Annotated in this window: 12 protein-coding genes; 4 read left to right on the forward strand and 8 right to left on the reverse strand. The window is 44.5% G+C overall.

Annotated elements, in window-relative coordinates; all coding sequences use genetic code 11:
• Positions 1–511 precede the first annotated feature (511 nt).
• The 3 genes from DDZ16_RS09905 (at position 512) to DDZ16_RS09915 (ending at position 8,017) form a co-directional block, all read left to right on the forward strand.
• Positions 512–3,529 (forward strand): basic secretory protein-like protein, encoded by a 3,018-nt coding sequence (locus DDZ16_RS09905; RefSeq protein ID WP_109264307.1) that lies wholly within the window; start codon positions 512–514, stop codon positions 3,527–3,529.
• Positions 3,530–4,091: 562 nt separating this feature from the next.
• Positions 4,092–6,386, forward strand: coding sequence for a sodium-translocating pyrophosphatase (locus tag DDZ16_RS09910; RefSeq protein WP_109264308.1), 2,295 nt, complete (start codon positions 4,092–4,094; stop codon positions 6,384–6,386).
• A gap of 671 nt (positions 6,387–7,057) precedes the next feature.
• The gene (locus DDZ16_RS09915) at positions 7,058–8,017 is read left to right on the forward strand and encodes a pyridoxal-phosphate dependent enzyme (protein ID WP_109264309.1); all 960 of its coding nucleotides are present in this window, start codon (positions 7,058–7,060) and stop codon (positions 8,015–8,017) included.
• Positions 8,018–8,396: 379 nt separating this feature from the next.
• On the opposite strand, the gene cls is transcribed toward DDZ16_RS09915, so the two are convergent.
• Positions 8,397–9,869 (reverse strand): cardiolipin synthase, encoded by a 1,473-nt coding sequence (cls, locus tag DDZ16_RS09920; RefSeq protein ID WP_232526602.1) that lies wholly within the window; start codon positions 9,867–9,869, stop codon positions 8,397–8,399.
• A gap of 254 nt (positions 9,870–10,123) precedes the next feature.
• Positions 10,124–11,185 carry a bifunctional diaminohydroxyphosphoribosylaminopyrimidine deaminase/5-amino-6-(5-phosphoribosylamino)uracil reductase RibD gene (gene ribD, locus DDZ16_RS09925; protein ID WP_109264310.1) on the reverse strand — a complete coding sequence of 354 codons (1,062 nt, stop codon included), beginning with the start codon at positions 11,183–11,185 and terminating at the stop codon, positions 10,124–10,126.
• Between the two features lie 34 nt (positions 11,186–11,219).
• Here ribD and prmC point away from each other — a divergent pair, with 34 nt between their 5' ends.
• On the forward strand, positions 11,220–12,077 hold the full coding sequence (gene prmC / locus DDZ16_RS09930) for a peptide chain release factor N(5)-glutamine methyltransferase (protein WP_109264311.1): 858 nt from the start codon (positions 11,220–11,222) through the stop codon (positions 12,075–12,077).
• Here prmC and DDZ16_RS09935 read toward each other — a convergent pair.
• The 6 genes from DDZ16_RS09935 to DDZ16_RS09960 form a co-directional block, all read right to left on the reverse strand.
• On the reverse strand, positions 12,039–12,659 hold the full coding sequence (locus DDZ16_RS09935; protein ID WP_109264312.1) for an acyl carrier protein phosphodiesterase: 621 nt from the start codon (positions 12,657–12,659) through the stop codon (positions 12,039–12,041). The two genes, prmC and DDZ16_RS09935, sit on opposite strands and share 39 nt — an antisense overlap.
• 310 nt (positions 12,660–12,969) lie before the next feature.
• Positions 12,970–13,950 (reverse strand): 6-phosphofructokinase, encoded by a 981-nt coding sequence (gene pfkA, locus DDZ16_RS09940; protein WP_109264313.1) that lies wholly within the window; start codon positions 13,948–13,950, stop codon positions 12,970–12,972.
• A 34-nt stretch (positions 13,951–13,984) separates the two neighbouring features.
• Positions 13,985–14,875: a 4-hydroxy-3-methylbut-2-enyl diphosphate reductase gene (locus tag DDZ16_RS09945; protein WP_109264520.1), complete on the reverse strand. Its 891-nt coding sequence runs from the start codon at positions 14,873–14,875 to the stop codon at positions 13,985–13,987.
• A 424-nt stretch (positions 14,876–15,299) separates the two neighbouring features.
• Entirely contained in the window at positions 15,300–16,001 is a 702-nt protein-coding gene (cmk, locus tag DDZ16_RS09950; protein WP_109264314.1) for a (d)CMP kinase, read from the reverse strand.
• A 421-nt stretch (positions 16,002–16,422) separates the two neighbouring features.
• A complete protein-coding gene (porQ, locus tag DDZ16_RS09955; RefSeq protein WP_232526603.1) occupies positions 16,423–17,532 on the reverse strand; it encodes a type IX secretion system protein PorQ in 1,110 nt (369 codons plus the stop codon).
• Positions 17,525–18,010 carry a YkgJ family cysteine cluster protein gene (locus DDZ16_RS09960; protein WP_198416698.1) on the reverse strand — a complete coding sequence of 162 codons (486 nt, stop codon included), beginning with the start codon at positions 18,008–18,010 and terminating at the stop codon, positions 17,525–17,527. Before DDZ16_RS09960 ends, porQ begins: the two co-directional genes overlap by 8 nt.
• Positions 18,011–18,396: the final 386 nt, after the last annotated feature.

The following is an 18,396-nucleotide window of genomic DNA, read 5'->3' on the forward strand; positions in this document are numbered from 1 at the left end:
GGAACAGAATGTAGAACCAAAAAATAAAACATTTTCGAGTATCCACATATTAGAAATGATAAACCAAACCTTTGATTTTGTGAATATTCCACTGCATCAATCTGCTTAGCCTGACGGCTATGCCCCAGAGGGGGCAAATCTGGATAACCCCGGGTGCAAAACCCGGGGTCGGCATAATAAATGAACCGGGTCCCCGAATGGGGGCCAACTTTCAATTTGCTGATATTTTGATTTTTACAGAACTCTATCATTCTGAACGCAGTGAAGAATCTCATTGTTGATGCTCTGAAATCTATTAATGTAATTTAGGTTTAATCCTGAGTTTCCGTTATTAGCCCGCCCGAAAAGTATAATGCCATATCCTCCCTCATCTGCGCCAATCTGTAAAATCTGTGTTTATCTGTGTTCTATCCGTTCCCTCTGTTCACTTGCACTCCCTCCCAATCTCAGATAAAAATTCTAAACCAAAACCCCCAATTCTTCGTAACTTTATTTCAATAAACCTCTGAAAATGCCAAAGATTTCTGTGGTCATATTATGGATAATGCTGGTGTGCCTCCCGGCCACCGACGGGCTGGCCCAGTACTTTGGCAAAAACAAACCCTCGTACCGCACCTTTGACTTTGAACTTTCGCAAACCCCGCATTTCAACATTTACCATTATCTGGAAGATTCATCGAGGGTGAAATTCATTGGCAGTCTGGCCGAGCAATGGTACAATTACCACCGGCAAATTCTGATGGAAACTTTCAACAACCGAAACCCCATCATCTTTTACCGTAATCACCCCGATTTTCAGCAAACCACCGCCATCATGAGTTCCATTGGCGTGGGTACCGGCGGCGTAACTGAAGGACTTAAGCGCCGGGTGGTGATGCCCTTCTCTTTTTCGGATTACCAGACGTCGCATGTGCTGGGGCACGAATTGGTACATGCCTTTCAGTACCACATTATAGAAGAGAGTGAAGACCTGAACCTGGGAGCCATTTCAAAAGTGCCGTTGTGGATGATTGAAGGGATGGCCGAGTACTTGTCGGTGGGTAATATTGATGCCTTTACCGCTGCATGGATGCGCGATGCTTTGTTGCACGACGATTTTCCCAGGCTGGAAGATATGGGACGTGGCCATTATTCACCCTACCGTTTTGGACAGGCCTTTTGGTCTTACATCGCTTCACGGTATGGCGAACAATACATCCGAAGGTTGTTTTCGGCCAGTGCCAGACAGGGCTTTTACTATGCCACGGAAGATGTGTTGGGTATTACTGTAGATTCCCTCTCGGCGGAGTGGCGGAAAACCCTTAGCCGCCAGCTTTTGTCGCCCGGAGATTCCACCTATACCATCATTGGTGAACGGCTGCTGTCCACCAGAAACTCCGGACGCTACAATCTTTCCCCATCGGTTAGCAGCGACGGAAAACACCTGGTATTTCTGTCGGAACGTGATGTTTACTCGCTCGACTTGTTTTTGGCCGATGCCCAAACCGGCGAGATTATTGACAAGATATACACCAGCACCCGCAACAGTGAAATTGATGCACTGGAATTTACCGAAACAGCCGGCGCATGGTCACCCGACAGCCGCTACTTTGCCTATGTGGCATATCAAAAAGGCAAAACGGTCATTCTCATACAAGATGTTAAAAAAAACAAACCACACAGTTCAATATCACCCGATGAAGTAGATGCCCTTTCTTCACCTACTTGGGCTCCGGACGGACAAGGCATGGTATTTAGTGGGATGAACAATGGTGTCAGCAACCTTTTTTACACCGATCTTAAAACCGACAGCGTTTCCCAACTTACTCATAATAATCATGCCTGTATGCAACCCGTCTGGACAAAGGACGGCAACTACATCTGGTACATTACTGATGAAGCTGCACCCGGTCAGTCCATATTTTTTCCAGGGAACTTCAATCTGGCGCGGTACAATCTCACCTCATCCACATACCGGGTTTTCAACACCTTCCCGGGTGCCGGAAATCTCAATCCCATGCCGCTTGCCGGCACGCCATATGTATTTTTTCTGTCCAATGTAAACGGGCGTCGTGATTTGTTCAGTCTGAATACTGAAACCGGACAAATGAAAAGGGCCACCGATTACGGCACAGGCATCATGGGCATGACCGAAATGTCCCCGGCTTTGAGTATTGGCGGCCACACACTTTATTATTCCATACTTCAGAATGGTAAGTTTCAGATCATAAAAGCACCGGCTCACAAGCTTCTTGAAAACGCCACTCCTGTTAATCATCAACCCTTCGATTATCGTGCCGCCAGGTTAACACCGTATTCCGAACATTTCTCGGTCGTTGACCAAAATCTGATTTTCCGTGGGGTCATCAATGCAGATAGAGAGGTGAGCCTTAAACCGGCCGAACCACGCAACCAGTTTAAGCTCGATTACATCGGCAACATGGCAGCGGGTGTAATGACCGGTCGCTTTGGCACCGGAATGGCCGGCAGCATTGAGGCGCTTTTCAGCGATGTACTGGGTCATCACCTTTTGTATGGAGGAGCCAGTATAAATGGGCGAATTTACGATTTTGGGGGCCAGGTAGCTTTGCTGAACCAAAAGCGAAGAATCAAATTAGGGGTTAGCGTTTCTCACATCCCCTACAGAATGGGGTATTACACGTATGAAGACAATGGCGCAGAAGATAACCTGGTGTACTACAGCCGCCGCATTTTTGAGGACAAAGCCTCGGTGTTTTCTTTTCTTCCCCTCAACCGGTACAACCGTGTGGAGGCAGGGCTCTCCATGGCCCATTACAATTACCGGTACGAAAAAATAGACGACATCGAAAATTACTATCCAACCTATCATAATTCAGGCAAAAAAATTGATGCCCCCGAAGGTTTCTGGGTGGGAAGAAGTGATGTGGCCTATGTTTTCGACAACTCCCGTTTCGGCATTGCCTCTCCTGTTGATGGCACACGCGCCCGCTTTCAGTTTGAGCAGTTCTACAACGGAGTAGATGCACACGCCATTTTATTTGATTACCGGAAATACAAATTCATTCGCCCCTTCAGTTTTGCATTCCGCCTCTATCATTACGGCCGTTATGGTTCCGACCGCAACACGAACAGGCTCACCCGACTCTTTGCCGGTTACCCCTGGCTAATCAGGGGCTACGACACAGGAACCTTCTATGCCGATTCCACTCACAACAGCCGCAACATAGGCATCAAACACCTGATTGGCAGCAGCATAATGATCTCCAATCTGGAATGGCGCATGCCCCTTTCCGGCCCAATAGACATCGCTCCGTTGCGCTCCTCTGTAATTTTCTCCGAGATGGTTCTTTTCATGGATGCAGGCCTGGCCTGGGACGACAACAGTCACCCCGTATTATCGCTCACCACCAACAGCGACTCCCGGCGCATTCCAGTATTCAGCGCCGGCATGTCAGTGCGGTTCAGTCTGTTTGGCGTAATTGTCCTTGAACCCTATTGGGCCTTTCCCATCCATCAAAATCGAATTTTTAAGGGTCAGTTTGGTTTCAATGTCTTCCCAGGCTGGTGATTTTACTGTTAAAAAACAACCTTTATCCCGTTATCAGAAGCCGATAAATTTTTTATCTTGTGAAAGTTTTGGCTTTTTTGACAGATTTTATAAGTTTTACAACGGCACATAAAAGCCTTTGATAAAAACAGGCTGAAGGCCTGACTAATCCCAGCCCGGGGCAACGCCCCGGGGAAAGGATAATATTCATCCCCCGTTTTGTTGGCCGCAAAGCGGCCAACAAAACGGGGGGAGGAATATTGGTTTTATCATCCCGGGGCGTTGCCCCGGGCTATTTTAAGTCAGGCTTTCAGCCTGTTAGAATGCATCTTGAATCGTCAAAGCAGAATTAATCAACCCATGAAAAGGGTCCAATGCAGAGGCGTAATAATTAAAATATTGATTTTCCGGCAATTGCCCCGAACCAGGCCTTCATTACATCGCTGGATTCCGATGGGTTAATTGGTCAAGACATCTGGAAATGCAATCAAAAAAACAGAATTGGATAGCTTAGAATGCAGTGAATAAAATATATACTGAAAATTCATTCAGAACAATTATAAATCCATAAATCTAAACTACTATGTTAAATCCAGTATTTTGGCTTGTTCCTGTCGCTTCTTTAATAGCGCTGTTCTTTGCCTGGTTTTTCTTCAAACAAATGATGAAAAATTCTGAAGGCAACGATACCATGAAAGAGATAGCCCTTGACGTCCGCAATGGAGCTATGGCTTACCTCCGCAGCCAGTACCGAGTGGTGGCTCTTGTCTTTCTGGTACTTGTTATTTTATTGGCCATTCTGGCCTTCCTTAAAGTTCAAAACCCATTTGTACCAATTGCCTTCCTCACCGGAGGTTTCTTTTCCGGTTTGTGTGGTTACCTGGGTATGAAAACAGCTACTTATGCCTCCGGTCGTACGGCCCAGGGAGCTTCTCAGTCGCTTAACCAGGGACTGAAGATAGCCTTCCGAAGCGGAGCCGTTATGGGACTTGTAGTGGTAGGTTTCGGCTTGCTCGACATCGCCATGTGGTTCTGGTTCCTCAATGAAGTGGTATTCACACCTGAAAACATGACCAATGGTCTTGAATTTGCCGGTTTGACCTTTGTGCATCCGGGTATCAGTGAAAAAGAAAAAATGGTAGAAATTACCGTTACCATGCTGACCTTTGGTATGGGTGCATCTACTCAGGCCCTATTTGCCCGTGTAGGTGGTGGTATCTTTACCAAGGCTGCCGATGTGGGAGCCGACCTTGTAGGAAAAGTAGAAGCCGGTATTCCGGAAGATGATCCCCGCAACCCGGCTACCATTGCTGATAACGTGGGTGATAACGTTGGTGACGTAGCAGGTATGGGTGCCGACCTTTACGAATCGTATTGCGGATCTATTCTGGCAACAGCCGCATTGGGTGCAGCTATTCCGGCACTCACGGGAGCAGAACAAATGCAGGTAGTCATGGCTCCTATGATTGTGGCTGCCGTAGGTATTCTACTCTCCATTTTAGGAATATTTATGGTACGCACCAAAGAGTCAGCCACTCAGAAAAACCTTCTGACTTCATTGCTTCTGGGAACCGGGGGCAGTTCGTTCCTCATCCTTCTGGCCCTAGCCGCTCTGGTCTATTTAGAGTGGATTACCTGGGGTATATTCGGATCTGTTGTGGTTGGTTTGCTGGCAGGTGTAATTATCGGGCAAGGTACCGAGTACTTCACCTCTGATGAATACAAACCTACCAAAGGAATTGCCAAACAAGGCTTACAAGGTCCTGCGACCATCATTATTGAAGGTATTGCAGTGGGTATGTTCTCTACCTGGGTTCCTGTAGTTACCATTACGATTGGTATTGTTGGTGCCTTTGGTTTTGCCGGAGGATTCACCAACTTCGCAATGGGTGTATATGGTATCGGCTTTGCCGCTGTGGGAATGCTCTCTACGCTTGGTATTACACTTGCTACTGATGCGTTTGGACCAATTGCCGACAACGCAGGTGGTAACGCAGAGATGTCGGAACTTCCCCCTGAAGTACGTGAACGTACCGATGCCCTCGATATGCTCGGAAACACGACGGCTGCAACCGGTAAAGGTTTTGCCATTGGGTCTGCAGCACTGACTGCCATGGCCCTTCTTGCTGCATATATCGAAGAAGTTCGCCTCTGGTTGGGCAAACTGGCCAAAGCATCTGCAGATGGTGTTCAGCAGGTGAATGACTACATTTTTTATCTTGCTGAAAACCCCGAACCAACAGTAGCTAAAGGACAGAAAGCCATTGAAATTTCAGAAGCCGGTATTCGTGACTTTTCTGCGGCTTATGACCTTTCTTTATTCAACCCCATGTTGCTCAGCGGACTCTTTATCGGTGCCATGATGGCTTTCGTTTTCAGCTCATTGACTATGAAAGCAGTCGGTCGTGCAGCCGGTAAAATGGTTGATGAAGTGCGTCGCCAGTTTAAAGAAATGCCTGGCATTATGGAGCGTAAGACCAAGCCCGATTATGCACGTTGTGTCGAGATTTCCACCAAAGGTGCTCAGCGCGAGATGGTATTCCCCTCACTCCTGGCCATCATTGTGCCGGTAATTGTTGGAGTTGTGTTGGGTGTTCCCGGAGTTGTTGGTCTGTTGGCAGGCGGTCTTACCGCCGGGTTTACCCTGGCAGTAATGTTGAACAACTCAGGAGGTGCCTGGGATAATGCCAAGAAATTTATCGAAAAAGGAAACTACGGCGGGAAAAACAGTGAAGCGCACCACGCAGGTGTTGTGGGTGATACAGTTGGTGACCCGTTTAAAGATACTTCCGGACCTTCATTGAATATCCTGATCAAATTGATGACCATGGTATCAGTTGTAATGGCCGGATTAACAGTGGCATTCTCGTTGTTTTAGTGACTGATAATATTTTTGCTTAAATTTGAAAGGTACATCTTTTAAGGGTGTACCTTTTTTTATGAGGGTTCGCGAAGACAATGCACCGATATATATACAGTTTGCAGGAGGCTTGTAAAATTTCCTCGTCAAAGACGAGAGGCTAAGAAACTGTTAAAATTTTGTTTTTGGGAGATGTTTTTGAAGAATTGAGTTCTTAGACAAGTCAAAATTGACACGAATAGCAACGCTATTTAGAGCCTGTCCATAAACTAAGCGTTTTTCAGGTGTTTGAACTAGAAAGTTCAAATTCAAGGCGTGTGAAAAATCTAAACCGCAGAATACTAATGTATTTGAGGATTTAGATTTTAAGCAACAACGCAGAAGTTGGACTTTATAGACAAACACTATTTAAGGAAATTTTGATGAAGTATAAGAGCTCAAGACCAGAAAACATCCCAAAGGAAAAACTTAAACAGTTTCTAAAAACGCCTCGTTGCAAACGAGGCGTAGCAAAGTGTAATCGAAACATCTGTACATAAAACAAAAAGATTCTTCGACAAGCTCAGAATAACATTCAACATAGAAGACAGCCTCGCAAAACCAATTGTCCTGTTTCTGCCTTTTGCCTGTTGAAATCCAGCCTGACGAATACTTAAATCTTTGATCTAACAATCTAATCATCTATCAACATGAATTATTTCCAGGATATTCTCAACGCACAAAAACGCATCGAGCCATTCGTCACCGAAACGCCGGTGGTTACCAGCAATGCCCTTAACAGCATGTTTGGTGCCGAAATCTTCTTTAAGCTTGAAAATAAGCAGGAAGCGGGTGCCTTTAAATTCAGAGGCGCCACCAATGCCGTTCAGAATCTCAGCGAAGAGGAAGCCGCCAAAGGTGTTGCCACACACTCCTCAGGCAATCATGCAGCAGCTTTGGCCCTGGCTGCCAAAAACAGGGGCATTCCTGCCTATATCGTAATGCCGGAAAATACCCCGCAGATAAAAGTGGAAAACGTGAAGCGGTTTGGTGGTCAAATAACATTCTGCAAGCCGACGCTGGAGGCCAGAGAAGAGGAATTAAAACAGGTGATTGAAAAGACCGGTGCAATTTTTATTCCTCCTTACGATTATTACGATGTCATTTGCGGACAGGGAACAGCAGCACTGGAGCTCATCGAACAGGCCGGCCCTTTTGACATCGTCATGGCCCCCGTGGGTGGCGGCGGTTTGTTAAGTGGCAGTGCCATTGCTACCAGAAAATTGCTCCCCAATGCACAAATCATTGCCGGAGAACCGGCCAATGCAGACGACGCCTGCCGATCTCTGAAAGCGGGTAAAATTATCCCTTCTAATAATCCGGACACTATTGCCGATGGTCTAAAAACATCCTTGGGAGAAAACAACTTCAAAATCATTCATGAATTTGTAGATCACATCTTCACTGCCAAAGAAGAATCTATCCGTGCCGCCATGGTCTTACTCAGAAAGCAGGCAGGCATATTTGCGGAACCCTCTTCTGCTGTACCTCTGGCCGCCATGGCCGAAAATAAAGAGTACTTCCGGGGAAAAAGAATCGGAGTTATCATCAGTGGCGGCAACATCAGTGAAGAAACTTTCAGCATGCTGACATATTACCAGAATGATTAAACGCAAAGACGCGATGACGCAAAGAGAACTTTTAAACCGGATTCTTTGATGAGAGTTTCTCTACCCCCTGACAGGGTTTGGAACCCTGTCAGGGGTATGAATATCAATTTAATACTTAACACTTTTATCAGGGAAAAATTGATATTTCTTCATTGCGTTCCAATGACTGATTTTTGTTCAATCCAAAATATCAGCAATTTAGTAATTGGGCCCCCTTTGGGACTAAGGCTCAATGGGATTGCCTCAAAAGATTAAAACACCAAAAGAATGTCATGTTGAGTGGAAGCGAAACATCTGTTTGTCAGGTGAAAAAATTCTTCGACTAGCTCAGAATGACATCTAAACAGGCCTATTGAGACAACAATGGGGAATTACGATTCTACAGCAACGGACTAAACAACCGGGCAAAAGACTCTTTCACCTTTTCTATATGTGGCCGGTCCATCCACTCGGGGAGTAAAATAATTTCACTGTCTGCCTGGTCTTCAAGGAAGGACTCTTTCATTTCCTGAGCAGTGGATTTATCATAAATGAATGCTGTAGATTCAAAATTCTGCTCGAAACTCCGGAAGTCCATATTGGCCGAGCCTACTATGCTGATTTTATCATCGGCCACCACGGTTTTGGAATGCAGAAATCCTTTCTGATAGAAATAGATCTGGACACCCGCTTCGAGCATCTCACGGATATAAGATTTTGAACAAAGAAAGGTAATAAAGGCATCACTCTTTTCAGGGATAAGAATACGGACATCGACCCCGCTGAGCGCCGCCATTTTAAGAGCCAGCAAAACCCCCTCACTGGGCATAAAATAAGGCGTTGCAATATATACGTAATCTTTGGCTGTTACGATGGTCTGGAAAATTCCCATCATGATGCCCGGCCAATCGGAATCGGGCCCACTGCCAACTATCTGAATCACCTTGTTGCTAACAGGCTTACTGGGAGGAAAGTATCGGGACTCCTGCAATTCGGTCTGACTCACAAAATACCAGTCCATCAGAAATACCGATTGCAGGGAATTTACGGCATCCCCTTCAATCATAATGTGTGTATCCCGCCAAATGCCATAAGTGGAGGCATCGCCATCTTTGTAACGGTCGGCAATATTGTATCCACCAATAAATCCTACCTGCCCGTCGATGACCACAATTTTACGGTGATTGCGATAATTGACTTTACTGGTAAGTAAGGGGAATCGTACCTGAAGAAAGGAATACACTTCAATGCCGGCTTTACGCATCTCCTCAAAAAAGGACCCCTTCAGCTCCCAGCTACCCACATCATCCACTATCAATCGTACTTCCACACCTCTGCGTGCCTTATCTTTGAGAATTTCTTTAATCTGATTACCGATATTATCCTCGGCAAAAATGTAATATTCGAGATGGATAAAATCTTTGGCTTTGCGCAATTCCCTAATCAGAGCTTCAAACTTATCACGACCGTTGTTCAGGAAAGTAACTTCATTCCCGGTAGTCACCACCGCACTGCTGTTATTGAGTAACAACCTCACAATCCCTGTAGGCTCCCGGGCTATTTCGTTGCCCCCCAGATTACCATCCGTCAATTGATTAATCTGGGAATGGGCCAGATAATTCAGGCGATGATGGTTGCGCAATCCTTTACGGGCAATTATTTTTTCTTTGCGGAAATTCTGACCAAAAAAAATGTAAAAAATAAACCCTAACCCCGGCAGCAATAATAGCACCAGCACCCAGGAGATGGTTTTCAGAGGACTCCGGTTTTCAAGAACGATAAGGATAACAACCACCAAAATACTGATTGCATAACCGATCAGAAGAAAGGGAAGAATATTATTTGTAAAAAATGCGTTCAGAAGGTTCATCATGAATAGAGTTCTCACTTTTCCCCTAAGTTAGGGAGCGCTGAAAAACGCCTGTGTTATTAAAAATTTAAATCACATCAACAAACCCCTAAGTGAAAGGTGATTTCACACCACACCCGGATTTGTTTGCACTTAATCATATAAATCAGCTACTCAAAAGAACAAAATTTACTGCACCGCCCGAATCTCGAAGTATTTCAATACTCCTTCGATTGGGCAGCTTGAAAATTTTGCCTTTTTGACTTTTTCATCAGTCCCTAAGTTAGGGAATTGTTTCGATAAATAAACAAACGGCTGTTTCCAAATTTCTCCCATGATTGGGGCTTTTGCTTAATTTTTGGCGCTTGCACACCCGACAAAAACCATTTCTCACCAACGAAGACCCGGGCTTCATCCCATAAGCCGGCATCGGTAAAAGCATTCAGCAGGATACCGCCGCCCTCAACCATCACAGATTGGATACCCCTGCGGTAAAGTTCCTCCAACACTGCTATCAGAGGATTTTCAGGTGACTCGAGATAGACGGTCTCCACATTTTCAGAGACGGGGCTCCCCTGCTCTGTAAAAACCAGAGTGGGCGTTTGGCCATTAAAAAGAGTAAGCGTATGAGGCAACTTCCCGAATCGGTCGAGCACCAATCGCAGGGGATTCGGTCCTGACCAGTCGCGCACAGTAAGCGAAGGATTGTCTTTTAAAGCGGTAACTGTTCCGACCAATATTGAAGGTTCGACACGACGCCATTTGTGCACCATGCGTCGGGCCCAGTCATCTGTAATCCAGGTGGGACGGGCCTCATCCAAAACTGTGCGATCAATGTCCAGAAAGCCGTCACGGGTCTGTGCCCATTTCAGCAGTATGTAAGGACGTTGTTGTTCATGGAATGTAAAGAAACGACGGTTCAGCTCACGGCTCTCCTCTTCAAGTACGCCCACTTTCACATCCACCCCGGCCGACCGGAGCATCTCAATACCACGACCTGCCACTTTCGAAAAGGTATCGGTACACCCCACCACCACACGTGGTATTTTCTTTTGCCTGATGAGTAACGAGCAAGGGGGCGTTTTTCCATAATGCGCACAGGGTTCCAGATTCACATAAAGCGTGGATTTTTTCAAAAGCGATTCATCTTTTACCGAATTGATGGCATTTACCTCAGCATGTGGCTCCCCCGCTTTGCGGTGATAGCCTTCCCCAATAATGCGTCCTTCATGAACAATCACGCACCCCACCATAGGATTGGGATATGTATTGCCTTCAGCATTTGATGCCAGGTGGATGCATCGCTGCATGTATATTTGGTCTTGGCTTTGTGCTTCCATGTTCCTATTTTTACGCTTTCAAAAAACAACAGCCATGCAACCAACGGTAAAAGAAGTTATCGCCCAGTTCAAAGCAGAACTGGCAGAAATATATTCCATTCATGAAGCATTTCAGTTTGTATGGCTCCTCTTTGAGCATTTGCATGGCTGGTCAAAAACAGACCTGATGCTTCATGATCATACAAAATTAACCGTTTCGGACCACTTATTTGTTCAAAAAGCCCTCGAAAGATTAAAAAACCACGAACCCATTCAATACATCATAGGTAAAACTGAGTTTTACGGATTGCCTTTCAATGTAAACAGCTCGGTATTGGTGCCGCGTCCGGAGACTGAAGAACTGGTGGAGTGGATACTTCATAGTATTGATCCAAACAAGCCATTGAAAATTTTGGATATAGGAACAGGAAGTGGATGCATCGCCATTTCTTTGGCTAAAAATCTGCCACAGGCGAAAGTAACAGCTTGGGATATTTCGGAAGAGGCCCTTCAAACAGCAGCAAGAAATGCCGGGCATAATCAGGTTGAACTTAACTTTGAACAAAAAAACATTCTTACAACCAACCCCTCAGAAAATAACAGATTTGACATTATCGTCAGCAATCCCCCATACGTAATGAACTCGGAAAAAGAGCAAATGCACAACAATGTTTTAGATTATGAACCTCATCTGGCTTTATTTGTGGAAGATGATGACGCCCTTTTGTTTTACCGCAAAATCACAGAATTTGCCGCTGAGTCACTCTCTTCCGGAGGCATGCTGTTTTTTGAGATCAACCGGGCTTTTGGTGAAGCCACGAAAAAACTGGTAGAAAGCTATGGTTTCAGAAACACCGAGCTTCGTAAAGACTTGTCAGGAAATCACCGCATGATCAAAGCTTACAAACGCTGACGGTGAAGCTAAAAATGCTTTTGCAGAAGCTGCTATTTCAGGCATAAAGCGGGAAAACTGGTCATAAAGTTCATTGTAATGACTTTCCAGTCGTTTCATGGCAAAGTTGGTCTCCTCAGGCAATGAGGAATTGGCAGACATTATTCGCAATGTCTTTTCTATCCCTTCAAAGTACTGGTAGTTTTCCAGCCTCCTGCTTTTTATCAGAAATGGAAGAAATTGCTTTACCCTGAGCGGTAACCCAAAGTAATGACGCATCAACACACTGTGTGAATGACTGACAAAATCTGACAAATTCTTTTCTGAAAAGTCCTTCCAGTGCGCCGCCAGAAAATGATCGTAAATTATGTCGCAAACCACCCCGGCATAACGCCTGTATCCTTCACGAAAGAGTGCCATGCTCTCACGAACCACGGGATGATTATCGGTAAATGTATCAATATGCCGATGCAAAAGAATACCTGTTTGAACACCTCCGGCAAAACGGGTAAACCGCCTTCCCTTCACATGATCTCCAATGAAATTCCCCACCATCACTTTGTGGTCATCTCCCGATAGATATAAATGTGCGAGGTAGTTCATGTGTTTTAGTGAGTAGTTATAGTCAACAGTTATAGTGGTTAGTTATAGTGAAATGTTTCAACCATTCTCTCGTTAAATAGGAACAGAGTAGAAGGAATTATTGTTTGAAAAGAAAGATGTCTCAAAAGACCATTCAGTTAATTTCAGATTTTAAACCAGCATTGCATTAATAGAACGCGAAGGACGCAGATTTAGAGGATTAACGCGAATATTATTCGTGAAAATCCGTTTGATCTGCGTCATCTGCGTTCCATTAGATATCATAATAGCTTTCCGCTATTTCACTACGCACTATAACTATTGTCTATTGTTATATCGACAAAATCTTGGTCATCTCCAGCAATTGGGGATTTAGCGCCTTTTTGTTTTTCAGTGCCTGATTGAAAGGGGTATGTACAATCTGATTATTGGCCAGACCAATCATGATGCTTTTCTGATCATCCATAAGCGCCTCAACAGCAGACAACCCCATACGACTGGCACTTACCCTGTCAAAGGCAGAGGGCGAACCACCTCTCTGAATATGACCAAGGATGGTGACCCGTACATCATACTCCGGATGCTCTTTACCTACCTTGTCGGCAATTTTAATGGCTCCGCCTATCTCATCACCTTCAGCTACCAAAACAATGCTACTGGTCTTGTTTTTCTTAAATCCATTTTGCAGAAAATGTTCGAGTTGGTCGAAATCTGTTCTTACCTCAGGAACCAAAACCGCCTCAGCACCGGAAGCTATTCCACTTCTCAGCGCCAGAAATCCGGCATCGCGCCCCATAACTTCAATAAAAAACAAGCGGCTGTGGGCCGTAGCTGTATCCCTGATCTTATCCACTGCTTCCACCACGGTATTGAGTGCTGTATCGTAGCCAATGGTGTAGTCGGTTCCATAAAGGTCATTGTCAATGGTTCCGGGAATTCCCACAATCGGAAAGTTATGCTCCTGTCCAAAAATGCGGGCACCCGTAAATGTTCCGTCACCGCCAATCACCACAAGGGCATCAATGTCACGTTTCCGGAGATTGTCATAGGCCTTTTCACGGCCTTCCTGAGTCTTAAACTCCATACTTCGGGCCGATTTGAGAATGGTGCCGCCCGACTGGATAATGTTACTTACCGAGTTGGAGTGAAGCTCCTCAATATCATTGTCGATAAGCCCCTGATAGCCCCGCATCACACCGAAAACTCTTAAATCATTGTAGATACAGGCTCTTACAACTGCTCGAATGGCAGCATTCATACCAGGAGCATCTCCTCCGGACGTCAATACGCCAATGCTTTTTATTGAACTCATATACCAGATATTTTATGGTCCTAAGACTTTGATATTACAATTTTTTAATTTCTTCGGCAACTGCTTCCATTAGCCATGCCGGGGTAGATGTAGCTCCGCAAACACCTGTACTTTCAGGGCGGGAGGCAAACCACAAAGGTTGCAGGTCATCCGGGCTACTAATAAAATGGGTTTGAGAATTAACAGCCAGGCATGCCCGGTAAAGTGCTCTTGCATTACTGCTTTTGGCACCACCCACAAAAATCACCACTTCATGTTGTTTGGCAAACTCCTGAAGATGAGGGACACGATTGGACACCTGGCGGCAAATGGTATCGTGAATGCGCACCTCGACTTTATCCAATGCCCTTTTTTTCAGTGCCTCTGCGATATTCTTAAACACCTCGGGCGACTTGGTAGTTTGTGAAAACAAAACCACCGGCCTGGCCGGATCAATCAATCTTACATCCTCCTCTTTCTCCAACACAATCGCCTCATGATTGGTTTGACCTGACAGGCCTTTTACTTCTGCATGTCCTATTTTTCCGTAGATAGCAATTTGCCCGTCCTTCTTTTTCATCTCTTCCCAGGCAGCTTTTACTTTTTTCTGAAGCTTCAGCACAACGGGACAGGTAGCATCAATGAGTTTCAGTCCTTTCTTCTTAATCTGCAAATACGATTCAGGGGGCTCTCCGTGAGCGCGGAAGAAAATGGTTCCCTTCTCCATCTTTTCCAGATCATTGTGATTGATCGTCTCCATGCCTTTCTGGGAAAGGCGTTCCACCTCCAGGTCATTGTGAACAATGTCACCCAACGAATAAACACAGCCTGTAGCCTCAATCTCATTTTCTGCTTTATTGATGGCACGCACCACCCCAAAACAAAACCCGGATTGATCGTCAATTTCAACTCTGAGAGGTATATGGTTTTTATTGTTGTTTTCCACTACCAATAGATCGTTAGTCCCGATGCTTCGGGATAGATGTTAGATTTAAGATAAATCATAACCAATTGATAATCCAAATGTTAGCCTAGGAAAACTATTAATCTGTAACCAATTGATTTAAAATTTATTGCAAAAGTTTAACGGACTATTACACTACAATAGTTTGTTAAAAAAAGTCTGAACGCAGAGACGCAAGGACGCAAAGCATTTTCTATCCACAAGTCAATATTATAACCACCAACCCAAAAACAACACCCTACCGGCTATTTAAAAAAATAATAAATATCCGGTTATATACCTAATTGAAAATATAGAGGTGCTTTGCCCCTTAAACCCCAATTAACAGGCGTCGGGTTTACAGTACCTCTACCCTGATTCCGGCCTAAAATACCAGAATTACATTATAATTCAAAATCCAGGGCCCTTATACCACCCCCATTTCGGTTAATTTGTCAAGGATCCAGTCCAATTGCTGTTTCTGGTCAAGATTTGAATTATCCAATACAACAGCATCATCGGCTTGTTTCAGCGGACTCTCCTTCCGGGTACTGTCCATCAAATCACGGTCCTTCACATTTTTCAACACCTCATCAAACGAAGGATTTTCCCCTTTGGCTTTCATCTCATCATAACGTCGCTGTGCCCGAATTTCGGGAGAGGCCGTCATGAAGATTTTCAAATCGGCATTTGGGAAAACCACCGTTCCAATGTCGCGTCCATCCAGTACTACTCCGCCTTTTTCTCCCATTATTTGCTGAAGCTCCACAAGTCTTTTCCTCACAAAACCAAGAGCACTTACCTGACTCACATTGTTACTAACCTCCAGAGTGCGGATTTCGTTCTCTACATTTTCTCCATTGAGCCAGGTTTCATTGGTCCCTTTGCCCAGGTTGGTTCGAAAACGAATATCAATATCATCAAGTGAAGACTTCAGGCTTTCTTCATCAATGCTCCCGTCAGCAATAAGGTTGTTCTGAAGGGAATACAGGGTAACAGCCCTGTACATGGCGCCGGTATCGATGTAAGCAATTTTCAAAAGTCTGGCCAGATCTTTGGCTACAGTACTTTTACCACATGAAGAATGCCCGTCGATGGCAATAATAAGAGAGTTAATATATTTAGTCATAAAATTATATTGAGATTGATACACAAAGGTAGTGATTCAGCGAGAATTTCCGCAGATCGGGATTGAACCATAACTTGTCCCGACTAATCGGGATATGACATATCAGGTCATTTAAGGCTTTTAAATGATAATGTGATAACACAATAGATCGTTAGTCCCGATGCTTCGGGATAGATATAAGATTTAAGATAGATCATATAACACTGATAATCTGGGCTTTAAGACGAAAAACTATTCATCCCCAAGAGCTTGAACTTTAGACTTTTATAAAAATTTAACGGAGTATTGATAACAGGTAGTTTTCTAAAAAGTATAAAACACCAGAGTTATTTTGAGAATAATCAAAACATCTTTTTTCAAACAAAGAGATCCTTCGACAAGCTACCAATGACATTCAAAATTGGACTTTTCGGGCAACTTCTTAAAAGTCCGAGATATTGGTGGTGATAGAAAAATGATTGGAAGAAGATGCCAGGTGATAACGGGCTGAACTGTAAGAAAAATGGAATTTATAGATCCTGAATCCAAACCCCCAGGAATAGCCAACGGAAGAAACCTTTGAATCCACTTTCAACTCCTGTCGGCGACGGGGATTGAGTCCGGCTGCCACATAAAAATTATTTGAAGGCACAAATTCAACCCCAAAGACCATATGTCTGAGGAGTAAATTGCCAAAGCCGGCATTGGCACTTTCGGGTTGCGAAACATTCACGCCAAAATCATTTTCAGGAATCTCATAATCCAAAGATCCCGAGAGCAGGTCACGGCCAGTCACTGAAAAACGGAAGGGAGCATGTGCCAACTTCACAGAAAAGCCCACCTGCAAATCGGGAGGTAAAGATTCGGCATCTCCATCAGCATAAGTGCTTATCTGTCGTCCGGCATTTCGCAAAAGAGCACCGGCATGGAAACGTCCGTTGGCATGCCGGTAATGGACTCCGGCATCAACAGCAATTCCCCATGAGTTGTAACTCTCAATAGTACTCATCACCGGTTTAAAGGTTATTCCGGCGGTCCAGTGAGAAGATAATTTTTTAGAATAGCCAAGAAACACCACAGTTTCAGATGCAGTAAAGTTGCCCTGGATTTCGCCGTTGACATCGGCCATAATCATATCACCATATCCAAGATGGTTGACACCGGCAAAGAATGTCCCCAATCCCGGCTGATTCCAGGCCAGACTGCCATAGCCGTAATTGATATCTGCTATGTAGGGAGAGAAACCAACAGATACATTCTTGTGAAAAGAAGAATCCGCCATTGCCGGATTAAACAATGCCAGAGAAGGATCATTGTCATAAAGCCCAACCTGATGGCCTCCTAAAGCATTAATGCGGGCAGATGGTGTCAGTTGCAGAACACCAAACAATGTTTCTCCTCCATGTTGGCCCAACAATGAAAAAGGAATGAGCAAAACAGATATTATAAGGGAAATTCTTTTTAGTCGCATCAGCTGATTTAATGTGATATCTCTCAAACAAACGATGTGTCGTTCCGGTTTATTGCCAACAAAATTAGCAAAATCAACCATACTCCTCTTTTAACCGTTCCACTATCTCTAAAACAGCCGGACAAACAAGAGTGTTACGCCAGGTGAGTTTTAATATCTGGTGAAAGCGTCGCCGGTCGGTATGCGGGTATTCCCGGCAGGCGCGTGGCCTTATTTCATAAATCATGCAGTAGTTATCCGCCATGAGAAAAGGACAGGGTGTTTCCTGAAACACATAATCTCCGTCATCGTCCAGTTTCAGGTACTGCTCAATCATTTCAGATGGCTTCATCTTTAAATGTTTGGCAATACGGTCAATGTCGCGGTCAATGACTATGGGACTGGTGGTTTTACAGCAATTGGCGCATGTCAGACAATCGATGTGGTCAAAAGATTCCTCGTGCAGACCATGCACCACATCATCCAGGTTTTTGGGCCTACGTCGCCTCACCTTCTCCAGAAACGCTTTGTTCTCTTTGGATTTATTTTGGGATTCCTCTTTGAATTTTTCTAAGTCCATATTTATTATTTAAACGCAAAGACGCTAAGGCGCAAAGATAGATATTTAATGAGTAGAGGGTATTTCAAGAGAACATCTTTCCCGGCACTTTGAAGGAACAGAAGCTAAAGGTCAGACCTGTAAATCTTTTGTTTTGTAAATAGCCACAGACGATGGGTGGTTACCTTCACGAGGTGTCTCAATAGTCCGGATTTGATGTCATTGGTAGCTTGTCGAAGAATCTTTTGGTTTTATATCCAGATGTTTCACCTACGCTTCACATGACAAGTCATTAAAAAATTTTACTTTTAAGTCAGCTTCATTAGGCTCTCGTCTTTGAGGAGGAAATTTAAGCTTTCCAAGCTTCCTATAAACTATCACTGGTGTCCAGAGAAAATATTTATTCT

Source organism: Marinilabilia rubra, assembly GCF_003121985.1.
Taxonomy (GTDB): Bacteria; Bacteroidota; Bacteroidia; order Bacteroidales; family Marinilabiliaceae; genus Marinilabilia; species Marinilabilia rubra.

Bases quoted from the DNA above. Each gene is read 5' to 3' on its own strand.
- DDZ16_RS09905 (WP_109264307.1), top strand. From the start codon at position 512: ATGCCAAAGATTTCTGTGGTCATATTATGGATAATGCTGGTGTGCCTC.
- DDZ16_RS09910 (WP_109264308.1), top strand. From the start codon at position 4,092: ATGTTAAATCCAGTATTTTGGCTTGTTCCTGTCGCTTCTTTAATAGCG.
- DDZ16_RS09915 (WP_109264309.1), top strand. From the start codon at position 7,058: ATGAATTATTTCCAGGATATTCTCAACGCACAAAAACGCATCGAGCCA.
- cls (WP_232526602.1), bottom strand. From the start codon at position 9,869: ATGATGAACCTTCTGAACGCATTTTTTACAAATAATATTCTTCCCTTT.
- ribD (WP_109264310.1), bottom strand. From the start codon at position 11,185: ATGGAAGCACAAAGCCAAGACCAAATATACATGCAGCGATGCATCCAC.
- prmC (WP_109264311.1), top strand. From the start codon at position 11,220: ATGCAACCAACGGTAAAAGAAGTTATCGCCCAGTTCAAAGCAGAACTG.
- DDZ16_RS09935 (WP_109264312.1), bottom strand. From the start codon at position 12,659: ATGAACTACCTCGCACATTTATATCTATCGGGAGATGACCACAAAGTG.
- pfkA (WP_109264313.1), bottom strand. From the start codon at position 13,950: ATGAGTTCAATAAAAAGCATTGGCGTATTGACGTCCGGAGGAGATGCT.
- cmk (WP_109264314.1), bottom strand. From the start codon at position 16,001: ATGACTAAATATATTAACTCTCTTATTATTGCCATCGACGGGCATTCT.
- porQ (WP_232526603.1), bottom strand. From the start codon at position 17,532: ATGGTTGATTTTGCTAATTTTGTTGGCAATAAACCGGAACGACACATC.
- DDZ16_RS09960 (WP_198416698.1), bottom strand. From the start codon at position 18,010: ATGGACTTAGAAAAATTCAAAGAGGAATCCCAAAATAAATCCAAAGAG.